We start from the raw sequence: 26,618 nt of genomic DNA, 5'->3' as shown, positions 1-26,618 counted from the left end.
GGAGTCGCTTCGGCTGGACGACGACCGACGCACGCACATCTTGGACGGCGATGCGACCGGCGGTGGGCACCGGCACGGCACCGGCAAACCGGGCAAAACCGAATTCCCGGCGGACTGGGACGACGAGAAGATCATCGAGGTCACCTGGGCCATCGTTGAAGCCTGGAACAACCCGGAACTGCGCGAGTCACTGGACGTAAGGACCGGAGCCACGCACTTCTGGCAGCTCGAGGAAGTCCATGAGGGTGTTCACGTGGTCGTTCGGGTGGCGTTGGACGGCCGAATCCTCACGGCCTGGCCCGCGAGTGGACCCGGGGTCGTCCGGAACCCGGCGGCACCATCGCCACCACCGCAGCCGCCACCGACCCGGGTTTCGATAAACCGCCGGACCGTTCGCAAAGTGCTGGTCAGTCGCGGCCCGAACAGCAAGGCACCGGGATTCGCCAAGTTTCCGGCTGAGTGGGTCGAAGACGAGGAAGCGTTCATGGCCATCGTCGCGGCGGCGGCCGAGCATGCCATTCAAAACGACGCCTTCGCCGAGCACCCCGACCGACCGAATCATCAATGGCTGCTGAACTGCGAACACGACGGCGTCACCTTCGTCCTCGATGTCGATGCCAAAGGTCGAGTGACATACATGTGGCCGGAAGCCGGTCCCGGAGTCACCTACAACCCACCGGCCCGGCAACACACCAGCCAGACCGATGCGACCTCCACGCAGACCTCGAGCACCGCGCGTACAAGCGGAAGCGGCTCCAGCAGCAGCGGGGCACATGGTTTTGGAAGCAGCAACGGTGAGGACAGCGGCGGTCGAGCCGAGCCGCCGCGGGATCTGAGCGCGCTGTCCAGGGAAGCACACGCGGCACTCGACACACCGGGGGCCGAGTTGCGCGACCTCGGCTCGGTCGACCAGATCGCCGAGCAGCTGAGGCGGGATGGACTTCCCGGACAGACCGCGGTAGTGCTGGAGCGCATCGATGGTGTGGACCACGCCAGGACGCTCGTCTACGACGGCCGCAGAGTCGTCGAGGTGCGCGATCCGGATACCGACGACGGCATGATTCACGAATTCGTTCCAGGGGCGAGTGCTGCGGAGCAGACGCGTGCACTGGTGTATTCGCCGGTGGAGGCGGCGGATCGGGTCGCGGCGGAACAGGCTTTGGGCAGACTGCTCGGCCGACACGACTCGGACAGGTTCCCCGAGCATTTTCCCGACGGCATCCCCGACCGTCCCACCCGCGCGGCGACCGCACTGGACTTCGATCGGCCCCGCACCATCGACGGACCGTTGCAGGAAAACGAATGGTCGACCTTGGCGAAGCTGTATCCCACCGAGGTGTCGAGCTCGCGGGGAGCGCCGCAACCGGCCCGCGCCCAGGCACTCGAGGTGTGGAGCGCCCGTTACTTCCCCCAGGAACCCGTTCCCGCGGCCGAAACACCCGCCGAATACCTGGCTCGCCACGCTGATGTCGCAATCGCCATGTACTCGAACACTTACCGCGCCGGAGAGCACGACGGCGTCCACGGATGGGTGAATCAGCAGGGTGTCCTCCGATTCCAGATCCGCGCAGCGGAGGGCACGCCCTCGGGCCAACAGATGTTCCGAGACTTGATGGCCGAGATCGGACCCGACGTCCGCGCGATCCATGAACCCTGGTCGGTGGACGACGAATTCACCGACAATATCGACACCTTCAACGCGTACAGACAGGATCTGTGGCTTTCCCCCGAGGATGCGGCACGCCGGACGTTCACCGGCAAGATGGCCAGTGACCTGGGGTTCACCGAGGTGACCGTCAATCACTTGTTCGGCCCCGTCGGGGAGCACCTCAAAGTCGATGTGACGTTTCGCAGGCCCAACCACGCGTCTACGACGGGGTCGCGCGACATCGGTGCGGGCCCGCAACACACCAGCCAGACCGATGCGACCTTCGCGCGGACATCGAGCACCGCGAGTACAAGAGAAGGCAACTCCAGCACAACGAGTTCCGGTTCACCAACGGCCGACGCCGAAACCTCTCGCGCCACACGGTCCGGAGGCCGAACCGTCAGCGAGTCCCCCAGTCCGGAAACTCACTTCTACAACGACGTCGATCCCGCCGCCGACCACGGATTCATCGACCGGCGCAGCGGCGACGCACCCTGGGTAATCAACAACTTCGGCCCGGTCAATCCTGGCCCTCGGAAACCAGGCAATAAACCCACTTCCGGTGCAGGGAATACGGAGCCCAACAGCAGCACCGCACACTCCGACGAGATGGCATCGACAGAACCGCCATCGGCCGATGGTCGCACTGCGCCCCCACGCTCCTCGCCACCCGATGTCTCGCAGGCACCGAGCACTGTCGAAGTCGGCGAGACCGACACCGCAGCACACCCCAGCGACACGCTACGCGCGCACGATCGCGCGCCGAATCTCGTTTCCCCGCAAGAGCCGAGGACAGATACGTCGCGCGAGAATTTCGAGCGCATACTCCGGGATGTCTGGGACGATCAGGATTCCATCGAGTCCGAATCCGATGTCTACTTCCGTCATCTGGTCGCACCGACCGAACCGAGCTCGGTGACGGATCCCCCGTCCTACCTCAGGCGGGTTGTAGGAATTCTCGATGGCCGTCCGCCCGGTCAGCAGATCGCCTTTGGGCAGACGTCAGGCCCACATGTGGAGATCCATCCCGAGAACGCCGATTACGTCGCTGCTGTACCGAACGGTGTCTCCTTCATTCGATTCTCGCGAGCCGGTACCCAACCGAAGATCGGTTGGGTCGTCTATTGCCATCCCCGCCCCGACGACTCACCCGAGGTGATGCACGGCATCGTGCACGAGATACTGGACCAGCCGGAGGAATTTCCGGGTGCCGTCGGGGCAAAGATCGCCGGACCGAGTACACCCAGAAACGACTGGATTGTCATCTGGGTAGCCGAGTTCGAACAAATCGAAGCCGTCACCACCTGGCTGGCGAGCTACCAACAGCAGCATCCGGATTCGTTCCTTGATTCGGTGCATGGCCTGTCCTGCAAGGTGTTGCCCGGCGTAGGTATCGCCGCCAAACCGCGCCGCTGGAGTAGCCGCGGCGGACTTGGACGATCAGTCATATTCGACGCGCTCCGATTCGCCCAGGAAAGGGGCGCCGGTTTCGCCAGATACCGTGAAGAGGCCCTCGGCGGGTTGATGGCGAACGGTGTGGACCCGAAACATCCTTGGCTGCCGCTCAATTCGCCGTACCGCGGCATGCAGCCGATGCCGGCCCAACCGAGCCATCCGGCTGGGCCATCGGTTGTCTCCGACCAATCCGAACAAAGCACGTTCACCGGGAAAGCAGTTACCCAGCGGCCGGATCCGCGGACAGTCACTTGGCCCGCAATGCCGTTGGCCGCGGGCGGAGGCGCCAGAGGCGGGGGCAATGGGGGTGGGTCCGGGTCGAGCACGACTGAAACGGGCACGGCTGAACCGAATGTGGTGGACACGGTTGCCGGGGGCCTTGGTTCGGACCGCGCGACCGAAGATGTCGAGGACGTGCTGCTGGGCAACCCGGCCGAAACCACCCACAGCGAACCGAGAACCGATGCGGACGAACCGGATTCGGGACAGCCCGATGACACCGCCGCAGGTGCGCCGAGCCAGCAGGCAGGTACCGACACCACCGAGCTGCCAGTGTCAGCCGCAACCGGCTCCACCACCACTGACGTATCCGATTACGTCCTCAAATGCCTCCCCCAAGCCGCGCACGCTGCTTGGGCCGTCGGCTACGACGGCGCGAACCTGCCTGACGCAGATGCGGAAACCTGGCCAGAACTGCGAGCCAGTCTGCCCGGCGGCTTCACCAAAGTTTTATTACCACCCAAAACCACCTCCAACACCAACAAATATCCCCTCGCTTACCTTCTCGACGCCCTGGAAAATCCGAAGAACAACATCAAAGCCATGGTTCTCGTCGTCGACGACGGCAGTGCGGCCCATGTCTTCTTCGCTGTCTCCGTAGGCAATGGCGAAACCCTGATCTTCGACACCGACGTTCCCCAACCGTCCACCACCACTCGCCTCGACACCACCTCCGACGAAGAACACCGCGACCTACCGATCCCCCGCGTGCGCACTCGCGACCGATGGGAGCCGTCCTTCACCGATATCAAAGACGCGTTCGTCCTCAACCTCGCAGAAGACGCCGCCGGCCTTCTCCACCCCATCGCCCCACTACATATCAACGGCCCCACAGAGGTACAACAACAGCATCTAATTCATGGCCGACCCGGCAACAACGCCGCCGAAGGACCGGACGAACCAGCGGAATCCAATCCGGAAGGCAATCGCACCCCCAACACCGACGGAACTGCCGCTTCGTCGAATTCGCCCTTCCTGCAATGGATCCGCGGCAAGAACCGCCCCAAGACCACGGGCGCTTCCGCCCCTGCCTCCGCCGAAAAACAGCCCGCCGCGCAACAACAACCTACCGATCCGGGTGCCGACGAGCCGTCGTCTACACGAGAACTGCTCGTCGTCAACAAGCCATTCGCGCATTTTATGCTGGGCAGGATTTATCTTCCAGGCGGACAGTTCGGTAACAGGATCGGCAGCGTGGCCGCAACGAGTGCCCTGCCATACGCGCTGCTGCATGAAGGGCAATCGCCGAAGTTCGCCGCCACGGCGGGTGCCCTAGCATGGGGCACGAGGCTTCTCGACCTGCACGCAGGCCGCGTCGTCGACCGCCATGAGCGGAAAAAGGTGATGGTCTACGCGCAAGCGATCGGTGCCGCAGCCGCAGCAACAGCCACCGGCTTGATCCTCTCCCACGCGCCCCATCTCGGACTGGGACTGACTACGGCAAGTGTGGTCGAAGGTATTGCGGCGACCTACTATTTCCGCGCATATCTCGCAGCTATCGGGGACATCCTCACCGAGCGCCAGAGGCCATTAGGAAACGACTTCAGAAGTACCACCGGGTCCATGGCAGATATCACCGGTCAAGCACTAGGCCCCGCCTTGGTCGGCATCGCGCCCGCGGCGCCATTCGGCCTCGATACCCTCTCCTACTTGACCAATCTCCCAAACCTGTGGAAATTGCCCTTTCCCACCCAGACCTTCGACAAACCGCGCAGCCTCCTCCGTGACCTCGTTGAAGGCGCACGGGCACTGTGGCAGGACAAATTTCTCCGTGAATTTACCGGGATCGCCACGATCAACAACGCCGCTTGGGCAATGATGGGCTTCCGCACCACCACAGTGCTGGAGGCCTCCGACCTGCCGGGCTGGGCCGTCGGCGCGGTAGTTGCCGCACCTGCGTTTGGTGGGATGATGAGCGGCATTCTGCGGAAGGTAACCCGCAAGGTCGAGGCCAGTACCTTTTACCCAGTAGCACTCACCAATATGGCCGCGTTCTTCGCGCTCCAGGCAGCGACCACCAACGCTGCTGTAATAGCAGCCGCGTCATTCGTGGACTCGATGGTGATGACGGCTATGAACAGCCGGGCTAACACATACGAACAAGGCGCCTTCCCCACGGAAATCCGAGGCCGACTGGGAGGCGTGAAAGGCGCGTTCCTGGGTTCTGGCCCCGCTCTCGGCCTGTTTGTGAGCAGCGCGCTTGTGGGCGGCGGCGCCGCGGCGACCATACACAGTGGCGATGCTCTCGCCACGCTGGCAGCGACCATTACCGCAGTCACCGCCGCCGGTTACCCCGTTCTTCTTCTTGTCCGAAAGGGCCGCGTCTTCGTCCGTATTGTCACGCGAGGCCGTGGCTTGTTCGGAGGGCTGTCACACAAGTCTCTGGCAGCGGCAGCGGCCCAAGCGCACACCCAGAAACCAGCTGGAACAGGGCCGACCGAGCACGCAACGCCGGACACCCCGGACCCCGCCGTCATCCGGAACTGTGCCATCCAAATCAGCCGCGTACACCGAGCACTCGGCGAGGACACCGCGCCGGACCCCAACGACAAAGACCCCCGATGGGACGCCGAAGACAACTGGCGGATGATCGAAAAAACCCTCGGCGCCCAACTACGCCCGATGAAGACCAAAGGCACCGACCCCATTGCCAAGGCCGTCGAAATCATCCGCGACAGCAAGGACATCGATAGGGTCGCCGTCACGGTCGACAAACATATCCACTACGTCCTCGACGTCGAGGGCGAAATCCTTGTTTTCGACACCCTCGTCGACGACGCCGACAACGAAACCCTCCACGTACGCAATGTCGACGGAGACGAGAATGGCGACAACAAATGGCAACCCTCCTACGACACCTTCGAAAACAGCTTCTATGCCGCCTTCACCCACCGTGAGGGCACCACCGCACCCGCCCACCGGCAGTTGCCCCGATACCTGCACATCAAACATCCACCCAAGCTCCAAGGTCGCCCCGACGCTCCGCAGGACCCAGCCGATCCCCATGCGTCCGCACAGTCGACGTCCGGCAAGGCGCCGAGCGACCATGCAATCGCGAACACGGCCGATGCCGAATCGAGAACCCCTGCGAACCAACCGGATCCGGAGCAAGGTGGAGCCGACGAAGCGCCGAGCACGGTCCGCGCGGTCGACGACAACGCTGCCCCGAACCCGCGCACGCCAACCGCTCGCGAGTTCGACGTGCTCACATTGGTCGCGCAAGGCCGCACGAACACCGAAATCGCGGCGGAACTCGGCATATCCCCTCGAACCGTCGAACAGCACCTGAACAACGTCAATCGCAAGTTCGGCCCGGCCAAACGCGAGGAACTGCCATTGCTGGCGGCGCAAGCCGCCGGGCTCGTGCCAGAAACCCTTCAGCCCCAGGAATCGGCAGCGCCGTACCCGCATTCCACAGCCGAAGCCGAGACCACACCAGAACCGGAAAGCCCAGCGGGACAATCACGCACAGTGACCTTATCCAACCGCGAAACAGACATTCTCCGAATGCTCGCACGCGACGGCACTACTCCAGGCCCTTCCGCAGCGCCGGATACCGCAGCAGGCATCGAAGACCAAGCTGACGAGGATACGAACGAAACACAGCCCCACTCGGTTTCGCTGCACGGCCACTTTGCGGACCAGGTATTCGAGCACGCACTGGCGGCAGTGGCGCAAGCAGTCGAACGCGGCATTGTCGAGCTCGATCCGGACCAACAGCGGCAGCTGGCTCATGACATCACCGAGCAGACGCTGCTCATCGCTGACGAAGCCGGCACCACAATGGATATCGGGCAAGTACTGGCGGTTGCCGATGCCGATACCCGGTTCCTAATCGAATACACCCGGCTAAGTCCGCGACCCCAGACCACCGAGCCCTCCGAAGATCCGCCGCCGCAACCAAGCGAGCCCGTCGAAGAGACGTCGACGACGGACCGGGCGGAGTTACTTCTGGAAGTATTTCCGGCGGACTCGCCGGCCGAAGATCTTAGGGAGATCGCGCAGGGCATCGGCTGGCGCGACACCGTAAAACTGGCGTTGTGCCAGGCGATTCGGTCACGCCGAATTCCAGAGGGTACGCGCCTGCGCGCGGCCAAAGCAGTCGCCGACCTTCTCGGTATGCCGCCGTCGAGCGTCGGAGCGGCCTACCAGGAACTGGCCGACGACGGCTATCTGGTGAGCAGCGGCAAGCTCGGCACCACGGTGACCCATGAAAACCAATGGCCGACCAACCCGGCACCGGACCCCCTGACCGCACGGCAGCTGCTGGACAAACTCGCCGCAGAATCACCGCCCCAGACCGGGCGGCGCAACGGGCGCAATGCATTCAAACTGCAGTTGCGCCAGGCAATCCGGTCAGGCCGAGTTGCCGAGCAGACGCGCCTGCCCCCGGCCAAGACAGTCGCCAGCGAACTCGGTCTGCCGCAATCGGCTCTGCCTCCGGTGTATACCGAACTGGCCGCCGAAGGCTACGTCGTGACCAGCACCCACGGCACTACGGTGGCGAGCCACGATCAATGGCCCGAGGAGCAGATCTTCGAGCATGCCCTGGCGGCGGTGGCGCGAGCAGTCGAACGCGGCATTGTCGAGCTCGATCCGGACCAACAGCAGCAGCTGGCTCACGACATCACCAAGCAGACACTCGTCATCGCCGACGATGCCGATTACACGATGGATATCGGTCGAGTACTCGCGACTGCTGATGCCACCACCTTGCTTCTGCTCGAAAATACTCGGACCAGTCCGCGCCAGCCCTCCGAAGCTTCGCCGCCGCAGCCAACCGAGCCCGTCGAAGAGCAGTCGACGGACCGCGCCGACTTGCTGCTGGAGTTATTCCCAGCGGACTCGTCGGCCGAAGAGCTGAGGCAGATCGCGCAAGGCATCGGTTGGCGCGACACCGTGAAATTGGCGTTAACCCAGGCGATCCGGTCAGGCCGAATACGACCACACACGCGGCTGCCAGCCGCCTATGTGGTCGCCACACAACTCGATTTGTCGTCGTCGACTGTGGAAGCGGCATACCAGGGACTAGTCATCGACGGCTATTGCGTGAGCAGCCGCAGGCACGGCACTACAGTGGCCGACCGCAGCCAATGGCCGAAACCGGCACCGGACCCCGCTGTACCGCTGACCCCACAGCAGCTGCTGGACAAGCTCGCTGTGGAATCGCCGACCGAAGACCTGGCACAGGCGGCACGACGCATCGGCTGGCGCAACAGCGTGGAAGCGTTACTGCGCCGGGCGATTCGGTCCGGCGGGATACCGAAGGGCACGCGACTGCCCTCAGCCATAGCACTGAGCGACTATCTCGGCCTGTCGCATTCGGCTCTGACGGCGGCGTATAAGCCACTCGCCGACGAAGGCTATGTCGTGACAACCACCCACGGCACTACGGTGGTGAACGACGACGCCACAACCACGCCGACAGCCTCCCCCGACGGCCGCCGCGCCGGTCCAGGCCCTCGACACCGTCATGCAGGCATGCCGCCGCAGCGATCCATCGGCGGGGTCGCCCCCACCGAATTCGACCCACACATGCGGCGCCATCACGCCCCGACAGGTCCCCACGGACGCCGCGGGCGCCAATCGGGCGCGAGGACTCCCGAATCCGACGGGTCCACAGAACATCCCAGCGAAACGTCTCCATACAAAACGGTCCCCCCGCCGACCGTCCCTCTCGAGGATGCGACCGAGATCGAGCTTGCTTGGCCGACAGTGGACTCACGTGGAGGCCTCGTGGGGCCGGATAACCAGCCCTACTGCACCGAGGATGCACGAGGCGGTCAACCATTCCTGCTCACCTCCGCCGGAAAGTTCGTCACCGCTGACGCCTTTCACGATGAACTGCTCGCCGCATATGTCGAGCACGGCGGTTCGCTCGATGACCTGAGCGGCTTCGGAACTTGGAGGAGCGACGGACTGCTGACCGAGGTCACGGTGTTCGATCCGAACTTCGGCGACTCGAACGCGGACCCGATGGTTCCCGCACAGATTTTGGACGCGCTAATCCAGAGTGGAGCCAATCTCAGCACGTGCACGTTCGACGTTCTCGGCGAGGAGCGCCGGGGCCTGCTGTGGCTCGGCCAAGGGTCCCAGATGCCGGTCGCACAGGTTTATCGCGACCGCGGCCGTGGAGCCCACAAACTGCTCAACGGCTATGGAGTCGTCCCGCAGCTGGACGGAAAGAATGTTGTCTTCTGGGTGAACTGTACGAGCTCGGAGTCGAGCGGCGATGCAGTATCGCTCGAGTTGACAGCCGAAGTTGTTCGCGGCGCTTCCGTATCCGTCGGTATCACCCTGGAAGAACATGATGACGCCGGTAGCGCCCACTACGACACTGTCGATGTAGGTCCAGACCGCGCACGCGGTACTGAGGTAGTCCAGGTGCTCCACGAGAACTTGACGACTTGGCTCGTCGAGTCGGGCGCCTGCTGGGCGGACGGCAGTAGTACCCCGCCCATTGAGCAAGTCGCAGGCGGAGGCACGGGCGTCGGGACCCTCCCTGGCCAGTCACCCACCCCGGACGAGCCGGACGAACCAGCGGAAACCGGCTCACCGCGGTCCACCCCTGCGGGCAATAGCCAAAACACCACGGGCACAAGTAATTCCACCGAATCGGCTGGCACGAGCCGCTCCGTCGCGCCTGAGGCCAACGAGGGCACATCGCAATCCCCAAGGGGCCGAGAACGATTCCGCGGATCGGAAGCAGAGGAGTCGGTCCCGGCGACGCCATGGAGCAGTTACAAGACGCCTTGGTCCGGTAAGAGCAAGCCCGCATCGGCTCCGGCGAACAACCCCGCACAGCACGGCACAGTGGTTGGAAACCAATCACATCGGGCCTCCGCCGCGGCGACCACACCCGAGGGATCTAATGACCGTAAGCCCGCCAGTCCGTGGTCTGCACGGAAGGTCGAGCCACCCGCATCGACTCCGGCTAGCACAGGCACCAGAGCAGACCGATCCGCACCTACCGAGCCGCTTCGGCGATTGATCGACGCGTATGTCGCACAGGGCAATCCGGAACAGGCAGTCGAGCTGCTTCGAGAGCACTTTCGGGACAACGTATTCCAGCGCATCCAAGCGAATATGCGCGACCTCACCGTATCTCAGGAGGTCTACGACCAAGCTTGCGCGGGTGCGATCACGCATCTCGGCCAGATCGACAACAGGAGCCTCACACAGTGGGTCGACCTCAACGCCGACAACCTCATGGCCCAGCACCGTGAAATCGCCGAAATCTGGCATAGGATTTGCGATTTCGTCATCCGGGGTACGCGGCTGCGGGCGTCCGATCCGCTGCTCGCCGCTCTGGCACAGACGAACACTTCGCAAGTCCGCCGACACCTGCTCGAATTGCCGCTCAGCCGTCGGCAGGTACTCGGCCGATTCGACCCGAGACGCACCGGCTCCGTGGCACGGTCGACCCCACGGGATCCCATGACCGAGCCCCGTGCACTGTGGAACGCGGCCCGCGAGTTGGTCCTCGCGATTGCCGACGAACATGGCGTGACCGCGCGGATCCCCGACGAGCCGATGCCGAGCCTTCCGCCACGCCGTCGCGCGGCCAGCAAACGCCGCCCCGCCGCAAACCAAACATCCAGCCGCGACCGAGCCGTGTCACGAGGAGCTGCGGCCGCGCACGAGCCGACAGCCATGCGGGAAAGGTCCGATACCCCCGTCGCAGCGTCCCGGGCGGATCTCGGCGTTGAACCAGCCACAACGAATTCCGAGGGAGAACAGCCGAGTACCACGGCTATCGCCTCCACGACTCGACCGACCGAGTTCTCGGCACCCGAAGACGAGCAGACCATAGCTCCGGAACCGTCCGATACTCCGTCGTACCGCAGGGGGTTTTCCGAGCTCGACATCGAGATCATCGATCTGCTCGCGCAAGGAGCAACCACAAAAGAGATCTCGGAGGTCACTGCAGTGACCGAGCATGTGGTGAAGTACCGCCTCGTACGAATCCAGCGCGAACTCGGGACCAGTGGTCGGGATGAGACGGTCGCCGCGGCCACCCAAGAAGGAATCATCAGTAGGCTGCCGCCCCCAATCGACGAGCCTTCCAGCCAGGGGGTGAGCGAAAGCAGTTCGACCACAACCGAAACCGATGCGTCCAGCGATGCCGCGCGAGAACCGCGTCCCAGCACGGATGCGACGCTGGCGGACGCAGCGCATCCCACCACCGATCCGCGTTCCCTGGACCAGGCCCGGGTGGACGCCGCCACCCGTCGGATGGCCGCGCTGCTGGGGCCAGCAGCGACGACGGCGCCGGGTCCGGCACCGTCCAGTCCGGCGACAGCTCCTGTCGGACGTGGCGGACTGTTGGGTCACGAGGTCGAAACACTCGAGCTGGTGTTGGCGGGCGTGACAATCTTCCAGATCGCATCGCATTTCCAGGTGTCCGAGCGCACGGCAAAGAAGTACCTGGGAGACGCCGCCAAAAAGCTCGGCACCCGCGGCCAGATCCCGACGGTGATGGCGGCGATGCATCGCGGGATCATCGCCCGTCCCGCGCACCGGTGGAGCGGTGATATCTCGCTAGCCCCCCAGGAGATCGAGCGGCTCGAGCTCATGGCGGACGGGCTGTCCTACGCCGCGATCGCGAAGCGGCAAAAGATATCGCAGAGCACCCTCACGGACCACCTGGGGCATACCGCTCGCAAGCTCGGGGCCAGCGGGCGCGAGCAGTTAATGATGGCGGCGCTGCGGCGCGGGATCATCGCCCCTCGCGACCCCGCCGCGACCGCGGTCGAACTGAGCGCAGCTGAAACCATTTCTGCCGCAACCATGTCTGCGGCGCCGAGGCATTCCGAAACCGAATCAACGCACACCGCAACAGATTCCGGCGATCCCGCCGAAGTTTCCGACCAGCCCGCAGCCCCCGCGGAAAACCGCTTGGCCTACGACCTGCTGATGGCCCAGGTCGGCAACCCACTGATAGCACGGAACCTCGCCACCAGGGTCCACGCTCGCGCCGCCGCTGAACAACCTGCGGTCGGAACCGAGGCCACCAACCAACGACTACTCGCGATCATCGACGACGTCGTGGCGCAACATCGTGCTGCCATGGCACGGCTCGACGACGCGGTGAGCAATCGCCGCACCCGCCAAGACCCAGACCCCTTCGTCCTCTTCCACAACCTCCCCGACAACCAACCGCCCACTCCCGAAAACCCGGAAAACCCAGCACCACCTGATACCCGAAGTAACACGGGCTCGGCCACCGCAGGGCCCGAAATTTCATCGAAAACCAGCTTCCTGCAATGGATCCGCGGTAAAGCCCGGCCGAAGAACACCGCACTCGCCCGGCTGTACACCGGTTCCACCATCTCCACCATCGGTGGCGTCGGCCTGGGCGCCTACGTCCCGCTGCTGGTCAACCAAATGAGCGATTCCGCACAGTTGACCGGCTTCACGACGTCCGCGACCCAACTCGCCGCGCTGCTCGCGCAATTTCCAGCTGGGTCGATCGCCGACCGATATGACAACCGCCGCACGATACAAATCGTCTCGGCCGCTGGACTCGCCGCAACGGGAATCACCGGTGGTTGGATGCTCGCCGGTCTGCCTGGCGCGCTGGAAGCTGTGATCGGATCGGCTGTCGTCGTCGCCGTGACCGATACCGTCGCCGGAGCCAGCACGATGGTCTACGGCCAAAAGTTGGCCGAAACCGACGAACAGAAGAAAGCCGCGATAACGCTGACATTGGTGGAGCGCCAGGCTTCCGGCATGGTGGGCAGATTCGTCGTGCCCATGCTCGGACGAATCTCCTCGGCGCTCCCGTTCTTCGCTGATGCAGCGTCCTATGCCGTGAATTTGCGAATGGTGAACAAGCTCCCCCCGCTGACATCGGAGCAATCCGCGCCTCCTCTCCTCGAAGGCGCCCGCGCCATCTGGCGCGACCCCTACCTGCGTGGCAATACCGCGCTGCTATTCCCGTGGGGCTTCGGGACCGCGGCCTCTGGGGTGCATATGGTGGAGCTGATCAATACCGCAGGGTATTCGGGGGCCACGACCGGACTGATCATGGCAGGCGGCAGCACAGGTGTCCTGCTCTCAGCGTTGACCCAAAAGCGGTTCATCGACCGCATTAACCTGAAATGGATGCACCCGGTCACGATGGCGACGTGGGCAACCCTCATGGCCGAATACGCGACCACAACCAATCCGTGGATCATCTGGCCGACCTCGGTCGCCGTCGGCGCGACGGTGTTGCTGAACAATTCGAAATTCTTCAAGTATCAGACAGACGTAGTGCCCCCCGAAGCCATCGGTGGATCTCAGTCCGCAGCTGCCATCGTCAATGTCGCAGGCGGAATTCTCGGTGGCGCAGTCGCCGGCCATGTGTTGTCGACGGTCGGCGGAGCTGCGACCGGCTGGATGAACACGGGCATCTTCTCCGCTGCTGCGGTGGCCTCCACCGCACTCGCGTTCATCACGCTGAATAGGTCCAACCGGGAGAATGAGCCCGGAACACCCGGTGATGGTTCGAGCGAACATGCGGAGCCGGACACCCATACCCTCACCCCCGCAGTCATCAAGAATTGCGCCATCCAACTCGCCCGCATGCACCGGGCAGTAGCACTCGTCAACGACGGCTCACCCGAACCCGACGACACCGACACCCAATGGGATTCCAGCAAGAATTGGAAACCCGTCGAAGCCACCCTCGGCTCCCAACTCCGACCAGTCGAATACGACGGCGACCCCTACTTCACCGCCATGGCCGACACTGTCCGTCGCTCCGAAGAAACTGGCATAGACGAGATCGTTCTCGTCGTCGACGACGGCGAGAACGCACACCTCATCGGCTATTTCGGTATCGCAGGCCAGGTTTTTGTCTTCGACACCCTCGTCGACGACTCCGACAACGACGATGACGACTACATCCCCCATATACGCAACATGGACGGCGACGAAAACGGCGAAGACAGATGGGAACCCAAATACCACAACATCGAGACAGTCTTCGAATACTGCAGCAACAATGGCACCCCCGTCCCTGTCCCTCGCAACCACCGGCCGATCCCCAGATATCGACACGTTCGGCGTCCACACCCACACAAAATCGAAGGCCCCCCCAGCAACCAGCAGGACCCAGCGGACCAACACAAAACCACCGGGTTATCTCCCGAAAACGCCGCCGAACGGGCACTCGACAACGGAACCGATGATGAGACGAGAGCCACTGCGAGCCAACAAAATTCCGGAAGCGATCCAGCCGCGCCCGCGCAGGAGCCCGAGGGCAAGTCGAGCGGGTCGCCCCCATGGAGCGGTAAGGGTAAACCCCAGCCCATAGCCGATGCGGCGCACCAGAAACCGCACGGTTTCGCCCCAGGGGACCACCTTGAAGCGGCCGCCAGCAGCGCGGAAACCCCCGAATCCCACACTGACAACCCGGCAACCGCGCCGCCCGTACCCACCACGAAGTACGAGGCGATCAACCCGGATGATCCACTCGCCGACTACCACGGAAAAACCGGTGTCTTCGAGCTCGGAGTTGATCCCGAAGGGTTGTTCGTCGGACCAGATGGCCCGCACACCACGAAGACCGCGTTCGGCGACTCCGTTAATCTCGGAACGAGGGATGAGTTACTGCTCTCCGAGGAGGGCGTCCACATGGATCTGCACGCCAGACTTCTCGCAAAGGGCAGTGGCACCGCGGCGGCAACGGTTTTTTGGATGACCAGGGGACGGCTGCAGAAGGTCGGCGTGTGGTCCGAGGGATTCCGGAGTTGCAACGCTGATCCGAGGCCCGCCGCACACATGTGGACTGCGTTGAATGGGCGCGGAATCGATCTCACGGAAGTCGTTTTCGAGAACGGCAGTCAGGGAGATCTGTGGAGCGACGAGCCTGCCACCACGTCCGCTATCGAGCTGTCCCGTGCCGGTGGCCGCAATGCCTGTCAGGTATTCACCGGGTTCGGCAACGGTTTCTGGGTCCACGCCACCGATATCGAAACGACCGATGACGGCTTTCTGGTACAGGTGGCTTTCAGCCGCGTGGGTGGGCAGCCCGCGCACATGACAGCCCGAGTGCGGCAAGTAGGAAATACCGCGACGGCACGATTGGAAAATCTCGATCTCGGCACGGACCCCGCGTCGACCGAACCCATCGCCGAGGCCATGCGGGAGCGGCTCAGAACACGACTCGGCGCGACGGTCGATAATGTCGAGGAACCAACAGCCGAACCAACCACGCCTTTCGCGACCGCGGCACCTGCAGACGCCGCATCGGACGATCCCACACCCCGACCAACTGTCGAACCAGAACTCAAGCCGGACTACGACGCTGACAGCATCGATGTGCCTGCGGGCGCGACATCCGCTGCCGATGGGGCACACTCGACATCGGATCAGCCGACCGGTTCCGCATCGGGCGATCCTTTCGATGTGGAACCGGCCTCGCAGACCGACCGCGACCTGGCGGAGCAAGCACTGCGCAAGGCGGCGCCGGATGCGACGGCTGCATGGATGACGCGACCCGATAATGCCCGCCGTCGCAGTGTGGTGCTCGAAATCCAGCGCTGGTGGCACGGACGTTTGAGTGATGACGAGCGTGCGGCGTTGATCAAGGTGTACCCGCGTGAAGTGAGCGCGCACGATTACTTTCCAACGAACGTATCGAACGAGGCATGTGAGCGGTCTTTGAAACTGCTTGTGCAGGAAATGCGTTCGGTACCGACCGAGGAACTGGCCGATGCGCAGGCTCGACAGTTGGAGTACGCCATTCGTCTCTGGGACGGTCTGACCCAGGCCAGGGCACGCGACCTGGACGTCCCGTTCACCGTGCAACTGTTGCAATTCGACCCGACGACGCTGGTGAGCCGAGTCGGGCTGAGATTGATCGTGCCTGACCCAGAGGAGGGCGGATTCTGGCATCTGCGGGTCGGTCCGGACGACACGTCCTGGCCGGACCAGCTTTTCGAACCTGGCCCGGGCGAGCATGACATGGCGGTACACCCGGGACGCCGTGTCGGTGTGCTCCCGTTCGAGGTGACCGTGGGCGCGCCCGGTGTGGCAGGCACCCAGATGACAGACGCCGAGGTAGAGCACGCCGCAGCGGTAGCGGCCGATGGGGTGGCCGAGTGGTTGGGCCTGAAGGACTGGCGCAGCGGCGAGCAGATCCAAACCGTGCACGCCGCTGTCACGAAATTGGCCGGACGAGCACGAGCCGAGAGCACCGGCGAGGTTCGAGTCGTTGCTCGGATCCCCGGCAACCGGCATCGGCACGGCGAGCGCGGACTCATCATCGAAGTGATCGACGACAACCCTGAATCGCCTGCGGTGCAAGAGTTCACGGCTATGAAGGCGGACAACGTCGGTGTCGTGCAACTCGAAGACCGCAAGTCCACGTGGCTCGAGTTCTGGGAATCGATGATTCACACGCTTCTGCCTCCGAAGGTGGTTGCGAACGAACTCCTCGGGGAGCGGCATGTCGAGAAGTTGGGTGGCGCGGACCCGGGTTTCATGTGCGGTCGAATGGCGTTGCACCGCCTCGGGTTCTCCGAGATCGCCGCGCCCGGTTTCAGTGCGAGTTCCCGTCCCGCATACCCGCTGCCGATGCCATGGCCCGATGAGGTGGTCGGCGCCGTCACCATGCCTGCCCTGTTGTGTCCGCCCAACTTCGCGGCGGCGGCGGTCGCCCATGCTCGGGACTTCCGCGCGATCGGCATCGGCGTAGGCGAGCACGAGCCACTGCCCCACTCAGGGCAGCCCGGCGTTTTCCTAAATGACGAGGAATGGACTTGGCTGCAGGAGGTCGGCGGCCAGGACCTGAGCCGCGACGGGGTCCATTTGGAACGATTGTTCCGCGTTATCAAGGACGCGACCGCTCAGGCCGTGGAGGTGCTGGCCCCGGAGGCACCAGCCGACCGCGACGTCCACGTCACGATCGATCTGACCACCGGAATATTCCATGCCCACCTACCAGTCGACGACCTGACCTTTTTTGGTCCACCGGTCTCGATCATCGAAGGAAAATGGCGGATACGCGACGGCATCGTGCTCGCCGTGGCGACGGTGCCGCAGGCAGGTGGAAACCAGAGCGACGATGACGCTCGGATCGCAGCCGAAGAACGCCACCCAGCGGATGCGACCGCCGTGCCTGGCGACACGGCACCGGACCACGGCGACGCACCGAGCCCGCAACAGCAAGCAGCGGCACCCCCCGGCGCGGCGCCTGCGGAAAACAGCCAGGTCTACCACCGACTGATGGCCCAGGTCGGCAACGCACACATAGCGCGCGACCTCGCCGCTAAAGTCGACGCCCGCGCCGCCCGAGAACAACTACTCACCGAAACCGACGCCGTCGCACAGCGACTGTTCGCCATTGCCGACAACGTCCTGGCCGAACATCGAGCCGCCACCGCGCAATTCGATATAGCCGTCAGCGGCCGACGCGCGCCCGGAAACCAACAAACCCTGACCCCCTTCCAACTCGGCGGCGTCTTTTTCCATAACCTGCCCGAGAAACACCAATCATCCGAGCGTGCGCACCAACCCGTCGGCGAGCCACCCGTAACTACGGGTACAACCACCGAAGTCACCGCAGAAAACCAATCCGCACTCGACCGGCCGGATGCGCCCTGGCGTCGAAATCCATTCCATCTCGACTTCACCGGAACCGTGGCGCTCTCCCTGCCGAAGCCCACTCACAACGGCTACGAGGCGCTCGCAATCACCGCGAACACACTCGACTGGCAGGTCCAGGAGTTCCTGGGGGCGCAATATTGCCATTTTCTGTCCGCTGCCCTGCACGGCATGACCGGCTGGGAGATCGTGGCGATCGATAGTCTGGTCGGTGGCGTATGGCAACCCATCCACACAGCGGTCCGAACACCTGGTGGTGATCTGCTCGATATCTTCGGCCGCGCCGCCCCCGACACCGTGGCCGCGCGATGCGCCGGTTCGAGTCCATTCAGCTACCGAACCGTGCTCGTCGAGCATATGCCGGGCGATGTGCGGGTCGGCATCGATCACCTACGGGGAAACGAGCTGTGGTGGGCCGAAACCACGCCATCTCTCGTCGCAATCGCAGTCCATTTCGCACGATACCTGTTGCGCAACTTCGGATTTGCCGACATCGCCAATGCCCCAGCCAGTCGCGGCCTGCCGCAGCAGACTTCGAACCACGCCGCCGTTCCGGTGCTCGAATTGATCCGCGACGTCAACCCGTTGCGCGGTGAGAACAACTGCGCGGAGTGCGCGATCGTCACCGACCTCAGGATCGACGGCCGCACGAATATGGTTGCGGCACCGTCGGAAACGGGCCGAACGGGTGACCATGACTCCGACGGCCGCTATCACCTTCCCTTTGTCGAGGCCCACTACCACACCAGATTCCAGACCGTCCACAGCTTGACCGACCTCGAGCACGAATTGATCGACGGCGGCCAGCTGGCACGCGGCATCATCGTCTACTACGACCATTCCGATCTGGACGAAAACAATCAGCCGACCGGACATGCGGTGAACGTGGTCAATGACAACGGCACCATTCGCTACCTCAACGGACAGCAAGGCGAGGATGTCACGGCCGAAATGCGCGCGAGCAACGGTCGATTGACGACAGCGGAGGAGCAGACCGGCAGCCACGAATCAGCGATCGAAGCCTATTTCATCAGAACCGACGGCCAATACACCGGATTCCGACGCGGTGCACCCCACGTCCGGTCGGCTGAACCGGGCAAGCCCGCCGTCGGAACGTGTGGATCGACGGACCGGGAACCGCACGACAACCCGCCGACGTCCGACTCCCCCACCGCTGCGGCGACCGAGAGCGAGACGCCCGCTGTCGATGTCCCCCGGATTCACACTGACGAAACACCCTCCAGCACAACGGAACCAGCGACCGACGGCACACACCCGAACCTGATCACACTGTCGCATACTGCCGTCCCCCGATCGTGTGTCGTCATGCTGGCATCGCGGCTGGGCGAGGCTCTAGGTGTCCCGGAGCAGTTCCTCGGCACCGATTTCTTCGATCTGCCTCGGGATGTGCAATGGGATGGCCTGCAGTCGGCCGAGGTTGCGCTGTCCCTGGTGCTCGATGGGGTGCGATCCGGGGTCGATGTCGCCGGTGCCGAATTTCTCGAGCAGGCCAGCAGCAAGGTCCACGACGGTTGGGTTCAGCGAAACTGGCGTACCGCCAGCGACGAACAGCGACTGCCGTATGAAGATCCCGGGTTCTCCGAGGAGCAGCGGGAACTGGATCGGGAAGTAGTCCGCGCGGCGGTCGGCCTCGTCACGGTGGACCGGCCGATATCCCTCGGTCTGGACGCGCAGGCACCGAATTCGGCGACCGATCCGTTCGAGCAGTGTGCCACTGCCGCTGAGGTTGCCGCAGTATTGACGCAAATACATGGACTCAGAGTCATCGGATTCGACAACCCAGAGTTCGATGTCGAGTCGGCCAGGGAGTTCGCGCGGGCGGGGCATGCGATGTTGACCAAGTACCCCCACCTCGAATTGCATCAGTTCGGATTCGGACCTACCGACGGCCAGCGGCTTTTCGCGACGAGCGATCATGTCGCAGGAAGCGACGAGGGATACTCACCCTATACACGATCACTCACGCTGAGCGACTCGATCATCAGCAGCCCCGAACTGTTCAAAACGACCTGGGGACACATGGTTCGTGGCGGGAAGGCGGTCGGTTCGGTCGATCGACCAGAACTCGGACTGATCCTGCGGGAATTCGGCTATATTGTCGATAATGCGGGCCGGATGCGCGACCGCGCGATTAGCACATTGATCAACCATTATCGAGTCACGAATAATGACTATTCCCCGGATGGTTTCAATTTATGGCGAAACGGTCAATTCCGGGCCTACGGCCAGAATAAGATCACCGGCGAGTTCGACATTGCCAACGCCAAGGCTGGAGCCTTCGCGGCGATGGAGCACGATCCGGCCACGGCAACAATGCCGGAATCGATCCTTTATCACGGGTCGGTACGCGCGGCTGCCGAGGACGCCGAGGTGCGGAATCGGCGGCGTGCGCTTGCGGCGCAATATCATCCAGTAACCCCCAGCGAACAGGCGATCAAGAACGCGATGATCGCAACAGCGCGCGCGCAGCACGAGATTCAGCTGATCGGTCTGGATAACCCAGGAATAAGCGCGCGGACCATTCGCGAAATCATCGACGGCACTATCCACATGATCACCAGGTTTCCGATAATCGGCAAACCCGAGTTCCAGAGTATCCCGCTACCGGAGAAAACGCTCGCCCACACGACGGCGGATAAGGTCGTCGAAATCAACGAACAGTGGGCCACCGCGCCAGAGTTGCTACAGCGCGAGATGGCCGCGATGGTGGCCGCGGGCGAGTCGCGGGCCAATCCCGATCGGGCGTGGTACTGCCTCACCATTCACGAGCTGACGCACCGGCTGCGCAAGATCATGGCGGGCGGTGCCGAGACGAGTATCTTCGAGAAACTGCGCTCACATTTCCCGGAATTTACCGAATTGATTGAACACGGTCACCTGCAGTTGCCGCCGGGCGAATTCAGCACTTACGGGTCCAGCAGCACGGATTTCAATATCGAGGAAATCGTGGCGGAAGCAGCCGTCGCCGCTGAAGTCGACGGCTTGACACCAACAGCGGGCGAACACGTGGTGCACGACGCGCTAGTCGCACAGGCCGCCGCCGAAGCCGAACGGCTCGGTCTCACAACCGCACCCCCGTTGACCGACGATCCCACTGTTGTCGAAGCCGCGGGACGCCTGGCAGCGACGCCGAGTCCCGAGACGGACAAGCCGGCCGCGCACCCCATGGCACCCACACCCCCCAACCGTGGCGCACAGCGCGGAAAACCAGAACCCGACCAACCGGGTGCCACGCCCGCCACGCCCGCTGACGCGGTCCGGGACGTCGGCGAGATCGCGCAGCCCATCGCAATGCACAGTGGCGGCGACACCTGGCTGACAGACCGTGCGATGCGAGCAAGTACAGACAACGAACCCACCGCCCCAGTACCGACTACGGACATCCCACAGCGCGGGAGCGACGGCACCGGTCCTGGCGGCGGGCGTCAGGCAAACCCGTCAGGACCGGCAGTCCCCTTCCACGAGTTCGACATCCATGCCGCACTCGATCTACCCGCCCCGAACCGACAGCGCCGTCCGCGTATGGGCGGGCCCGGATTCGCCGGAATTCCGGACGGCGGGGTCGCTTTCCATCATGACCCGCATAGCGGCCGCGAATGGGGCCCCGCCGAACAACCCCCCACGCCACTTGAAGTAGACGCGCCAGCACAGGAACCGACCGATACCCGCTCCGCCGAGGCAGAGGATCTGCCCGCACGACGGGCACGGCTGGTCCGGCAACGTGAGCAGGCGCGCGAAATGCGCGACGCCGCAGGCGAGATGCGTGACGTTGTCGACCCCTCCGCATTGGAAGTGAACCCCGCGCAGCCGGACCAGGCGTCACCACGACTGGAACAGTTGCGGCAGGAGCGCGACGCCGTACGCGATAGGCTGGTCCAGTACGGAGAGCGCGCAGATGATCTGGACGCGGAACGGCTGGACACACTGTCGATCGGGCCGGATCCCGAGGTGGCCGCCCTGGCCGGGGACCTGTTGGAGCTCAACACCCTGGTGAATAATGCTGACGAAGTCAACCGGCTCGACGCCGAGATCCGACGACTCGATGCGCAGACCCCGGTCTTACATGGACGAATCATGGCCGACGAGGGAGCCGCCCCCACCTCGGAGTCCGCGCGGCACGTAGACGACGGGCCGTTCGTGTACCGCCAACTGATGTCCGACGACGAATTCAACGCACTGCCACCGCAACGCAAACACGAAGTGGCCCTTGCGGAATTGTCCGCGACGGCATCGGTGTTCGAAACCCGTGAGCAGGCCGTCGAATTCGCCCGGCAGTACTGGAACGAGAATTTTTCGGAGCCGGTGCGCGCATCCCTCGCCTGGATCAAGGGCACGGTATCGGAGAGTCCGCTGGGCTATACAGCGCCCAATGCCTTCTTGACCACTCCCGAAGAGCAACGTGGCGCCGATGACGATGCGGCGCGGCATGTTTACCGTGTCGACGAAACGATGCATCACCGCCGCTCCGACCGCGACATGTTCGTCACGATCCCGCTGATATCGGACGGGACCATCGGGGCCGCCTGGCATCCCGGCTACAGCGCCGCCGAAATCGGCCACCTTCCGTCCAACCGATTTGATTTCGCTGATGTCGGAATATGCTTGGCCCCCAAGGGAACTCGAATATTGTGGATGGAATCGGTCACCGGCATCCCCGAAGCCGCCCTCGGACACGGATTCACCCGCGTCGTTACCCGCAGCTTCATCGACGGGGACCAGACCTTCGAGTACGGCCACCTGTTGCCGCAGACCGGCAAGGGAGTCGGGCCGAGGCAGCTGACCGGTGGACCGGATGCGCCGAAACACCCGGTCACAGCGGACCGCGACGATTCCCGTCAGGCGCTGCCGCCAACGCAACGACATACGCCGCGCGCCACACGGGGAGTCGAGCACGATCCAGAAACTGCCGGGCACGATGCACTGGAAAGCGCTACGGAATCGACGAGCGAGCTTCGCCAACGAGCCAAGCCGAGCGAAGAAACCGGGCTGCTTCCTCGTGAACTCGAGGTGCTACAGCTGACTTACGAAGGCCTGTCACGCGATGAGATCGCCGTGAGACTGGGATTGAGTCCTGGGACCGTCTCGAACTACAACATCAGTGCGGCCAGGAAGCTGAATACCGCGGGCGTCATTGCCACGGTGGTCGAGGCCAGTCGCCGGGGCCTGCTCACGACTACCGATACGCCGACATCGACGGACTTCGATCTGTCCGAGGACGAGATCCAGTTGCTCCAGCTGATCGCTGAAGGAAGGACCAACGATCAGATCGCCAGCAAACGCAAAGTGACTCGACAGACCGTCGAGCGCCACCGTGCACGCATCGGCGAGAAACTCGGCGTCCGCGAGCCGATACCGATGGCCATGAAGGCACTGCGGCTGGGAATCGTCTATGGCGACAGTTCCAACGCATCCGAGCCACCCGAGCAAACGTCCGTCGATTCGATATCCGATGGTGCAACCAGCGTTCTTGCGGAGATGCCGAGCCAACCCCTGATCCGGCACCTGCTGCCCCCAGATGTGCACACCACAGAAATCCTCGACAGCGAACACGGCCCGGCGCTGACACTGCGCTTGTGCGCCGACCGGATGCTGCACGCTCTGGGGCTGCAGAACGAGCCCATCCCGACAGCGCCGAACGGGGCACCGCGCTGGCCGGCAGGCCTGGCGGGTGACGTCACCGGGACCAGTAGGTACGCCGCGATAGCGGTCGGGCCTGGCGAGGTGTACCGTGCCATCGGTCTCGACGCCAAAGATCATGTGCCGGTCCGCAACACGGCGCGGCCGGGCAGCGCACGACACGGTGAAAATCTGCTCGTGCAAGACCTCGCGTCCGCACACCCCGGAATCCATTGGGATCAAGTGCTGGCTTCGGCCGAGGACAACGCCATCGACCTGCAGTCCCGGCTGACAGGTGCCGAGGTCCGTCCAGGTGACGTGGACATCACTCTCAGACCCGATCCAGCGCATCCCGAATCCGGTTCCTTCGAGGTGCGTCCGGCGATCGATCAGAGCGGCGTCTCCTCTCGAACGCTGTTCTCCGGACGCTTTCAGGTCGGTGGCGCGACGGTGCTGACGGCGATCGCAAAACGGCACGATTCCGACAGTCCCGAATCGGCGCCGGAAGCGGCTGCGCAACAAGATAATTCGATGCTGGAGCCTGGACACTCGGCCGCCGAGGCCGCGCACCGCAGCGAACGATCTATTCGCACCGCAGCCCCGACCGCCATAGGGATCCCTCCGACGACCGACCCGCAGGACACGCGTCTCCGGCACCCTCCGGCACCGCCCGGCGGCGGATCGCCGCACGGAATAGCGGCACCGCGGGGCCAGCAATCCGAGACCGAGGGGACAGCACCGACACCACCGGGAGGAACACAACAACCCGCAACAAATCGCACTGAACGCGATCCGCTCGCCCCTACACACTTCCGCGCCGCCGGCTGGAACCGTCGGGCCCGCCGCATGAACCCGCTCCTGGCCGTCCAACGCAACAACATCGCGGACGACCCCGTAAACGGGGTTCGCAATAGGCAGCCCACAGCCGACCCGGAAGCCCGGCCCGCCGCTGCCGGCGACGATGCGGCAAAACAGATCGATGTCACCCCTGTACAGCCGCCCGAACCCGGTTGGCGGCACCGGCGCACGCAAGATGAGGTCGCACTGGCGCGCTCGCTGTACCACGATCCGCGCAGCCGGGTGGCCGTGATCGAAGTGCTGGACTGCCTGCGCGAAGTACTCGTGCAGTTGCATCCAGACGCTTCTCCCGACCAGATCGACGACGCGTTCTATGCGTATGAGAACGTGAAGTGGGGTGGCGCGGTGCCGCGTCACGTGTCGTTGGATGAACTTCGGCGCGTCGGGAATCTGCGCGAGTTGATGTCCGCAGTGCTCAACGCCATGATCCGCAATGCGGAGCTGTCGCATACCCGCTCGGGCACCACACTGGCCGATGGCCTCGCCAGGCTGTTGAATCAACCGGATTGGCAGGCACAGGCAGCGGCTATCGGGTTGAACATTCCCGCATTGGGTGCCATCCGGGAGTCGATGCTGGCCGAGAAACGCGATGACCCGATTACAGCCCTGGACTTCCGCGAGGTCACTCACTTGGTGCAACCGACGGATCCGGTCGTCGCGCAACTCCTCGCCGAATACACACAGCGCAACAATTTGACGCACAACCGCGCGCCCGACGAGATGGCGCGTCGTAGTCTCGATCTGGCCGAATACGCGATGCTGTCGATGCCCGTATCGGAACGGGAACTGGAAGCCATTCCGTCCGGCATGCTCATCGCCCGAAAAATCAGCATCCTGGATGCGACAATAGCGCTGCCGCACGATCCCCGCGGCCGGGTCGACGTGGAAGAACTGCTAGTGCAATTGCGGTCCGACGATCCGACTATCACGGATGTACTGCCGCTCTACCGCTACGACGAGCACAGCAGGCGAATGTTCGACTCGACAGGATATGCCGTCGTCGATTGCGTGCGGGTCTTTCACGAGGCGGAACCGGTAAGCGCCGCAATGGCTCTCGAACTGGACCCCTCCCGATACTCGGTCTCACTGCCTTGGCGCCCTGGTACAGCACTGGTCGAGTTCGAGACCGACGATCCGTTGTTCCAGAAGATTGCCGTCGACCGCCGGTTTGCGCTGACAGCGGGACCTTCGGGCAGCGCGACCCGGTTGGTCGCGTACACCAACTTGTTGCCGATAGGCTTTCCTGGGCACGACTTCATCGGTGCGGCAATGGGTTTCATGATGCCGCACCATCACTCGCTGCATGAGATCGTGCACGGGCTGCGGATGGCTGACGTCCGCTTGGTGGATGACGCGATCATCACCGGCTCCGATGTCACCGTGTTCTATCGCGCCATACGCGACTGGTTCGCACGTCCACGACCGGCCCTTACATCGCGGGAATGGCTCGCCACCCGCAGCGCGCCCGGAACTTCGACGGAGCCGACTACGTCACAACGGGAGGCTACATCCGGCAGGCGAACGCCGTGGAGCAGCCGAACATCCACCACAGACTCGGAGAGCACGTCGGGTGCGGCACCTGAAACCGCCGCACCAGACCCAGGCCCTGCGCCACCCGCACCCCCAGGAGGGAGCGGTGGCAATGGCGACGAACCACCTCGGCCACCGACTGACGCGACACCAGCTGTACCGCCGAACGACCTTGGCATCCAGCCTCTTCCGGAGCAGTTGCCCGCGCTGGACACGACTGACGAGCCACCTACCACCGATCCGGGTGCACAGCACGACGAAGACACCGACCAGCCGAACCACGGATCAACCAGCGCCCGACTGACGATCATGGATCCCGGCGCCGAGAACGTCGCGCCCGGACCCAAGTATTGGCGCCCCGTGCAGGACGCGATCAAGCGAGTGGTGGCGATCGACCCTGAGGGATTCGAATACCTGCTGAAGATGCCGATGCCCCGAGACGGGTCACCGTTCGGGGCCGATTGGGTCAGTAATCGGCGGGACTGGTTCCACGCATTGTTCAAGGAAGATATCGACAAACTGCGGGACGTGGAGCTCACCGAGAAGGATCTCCTGGAACTTGCCCGGTTGATCCAGCGCTTCCCCGTGTACATGACACTTGCGCTGATCAACGTGA

Annotated in this window: 1 protein-coding gene (only partly in view); it reads left to right on the top strand. The window is 63.8% G+C overall.

This entire window lies inside a single protein-coding gene on the top strand: locus tag ACIBG0_RS00315, encoding an MFS transporter. The 49,239-nt coding sequence extends 9,446 nt beyond the window's left edge and 13,175 nt beyond its right edge, so the window shows coding positions 9,447-36,064 — codons 3,149 (partial) to 12,022 (partial); the first complete codon in view begins at position 2. The start codon and the stop codon both lie outside this window.

The sequence above is a fragment of the Nocardia sp. NPDC050630 genome (genome assembly GCF_044457245.1).
In the GTDB taxonomy this organism is placed as follows: domain Bacteria; phylum Actinomycetota; class Actinomycetes; order Mycobacteriales; family Mycobacteriaceae; genus Nocardia.
The sequence above is the reverse complement of the archived record's forward strand: the minus strand, read 5'-3'. Positions and strand labels throughout refer to the sequence as shown.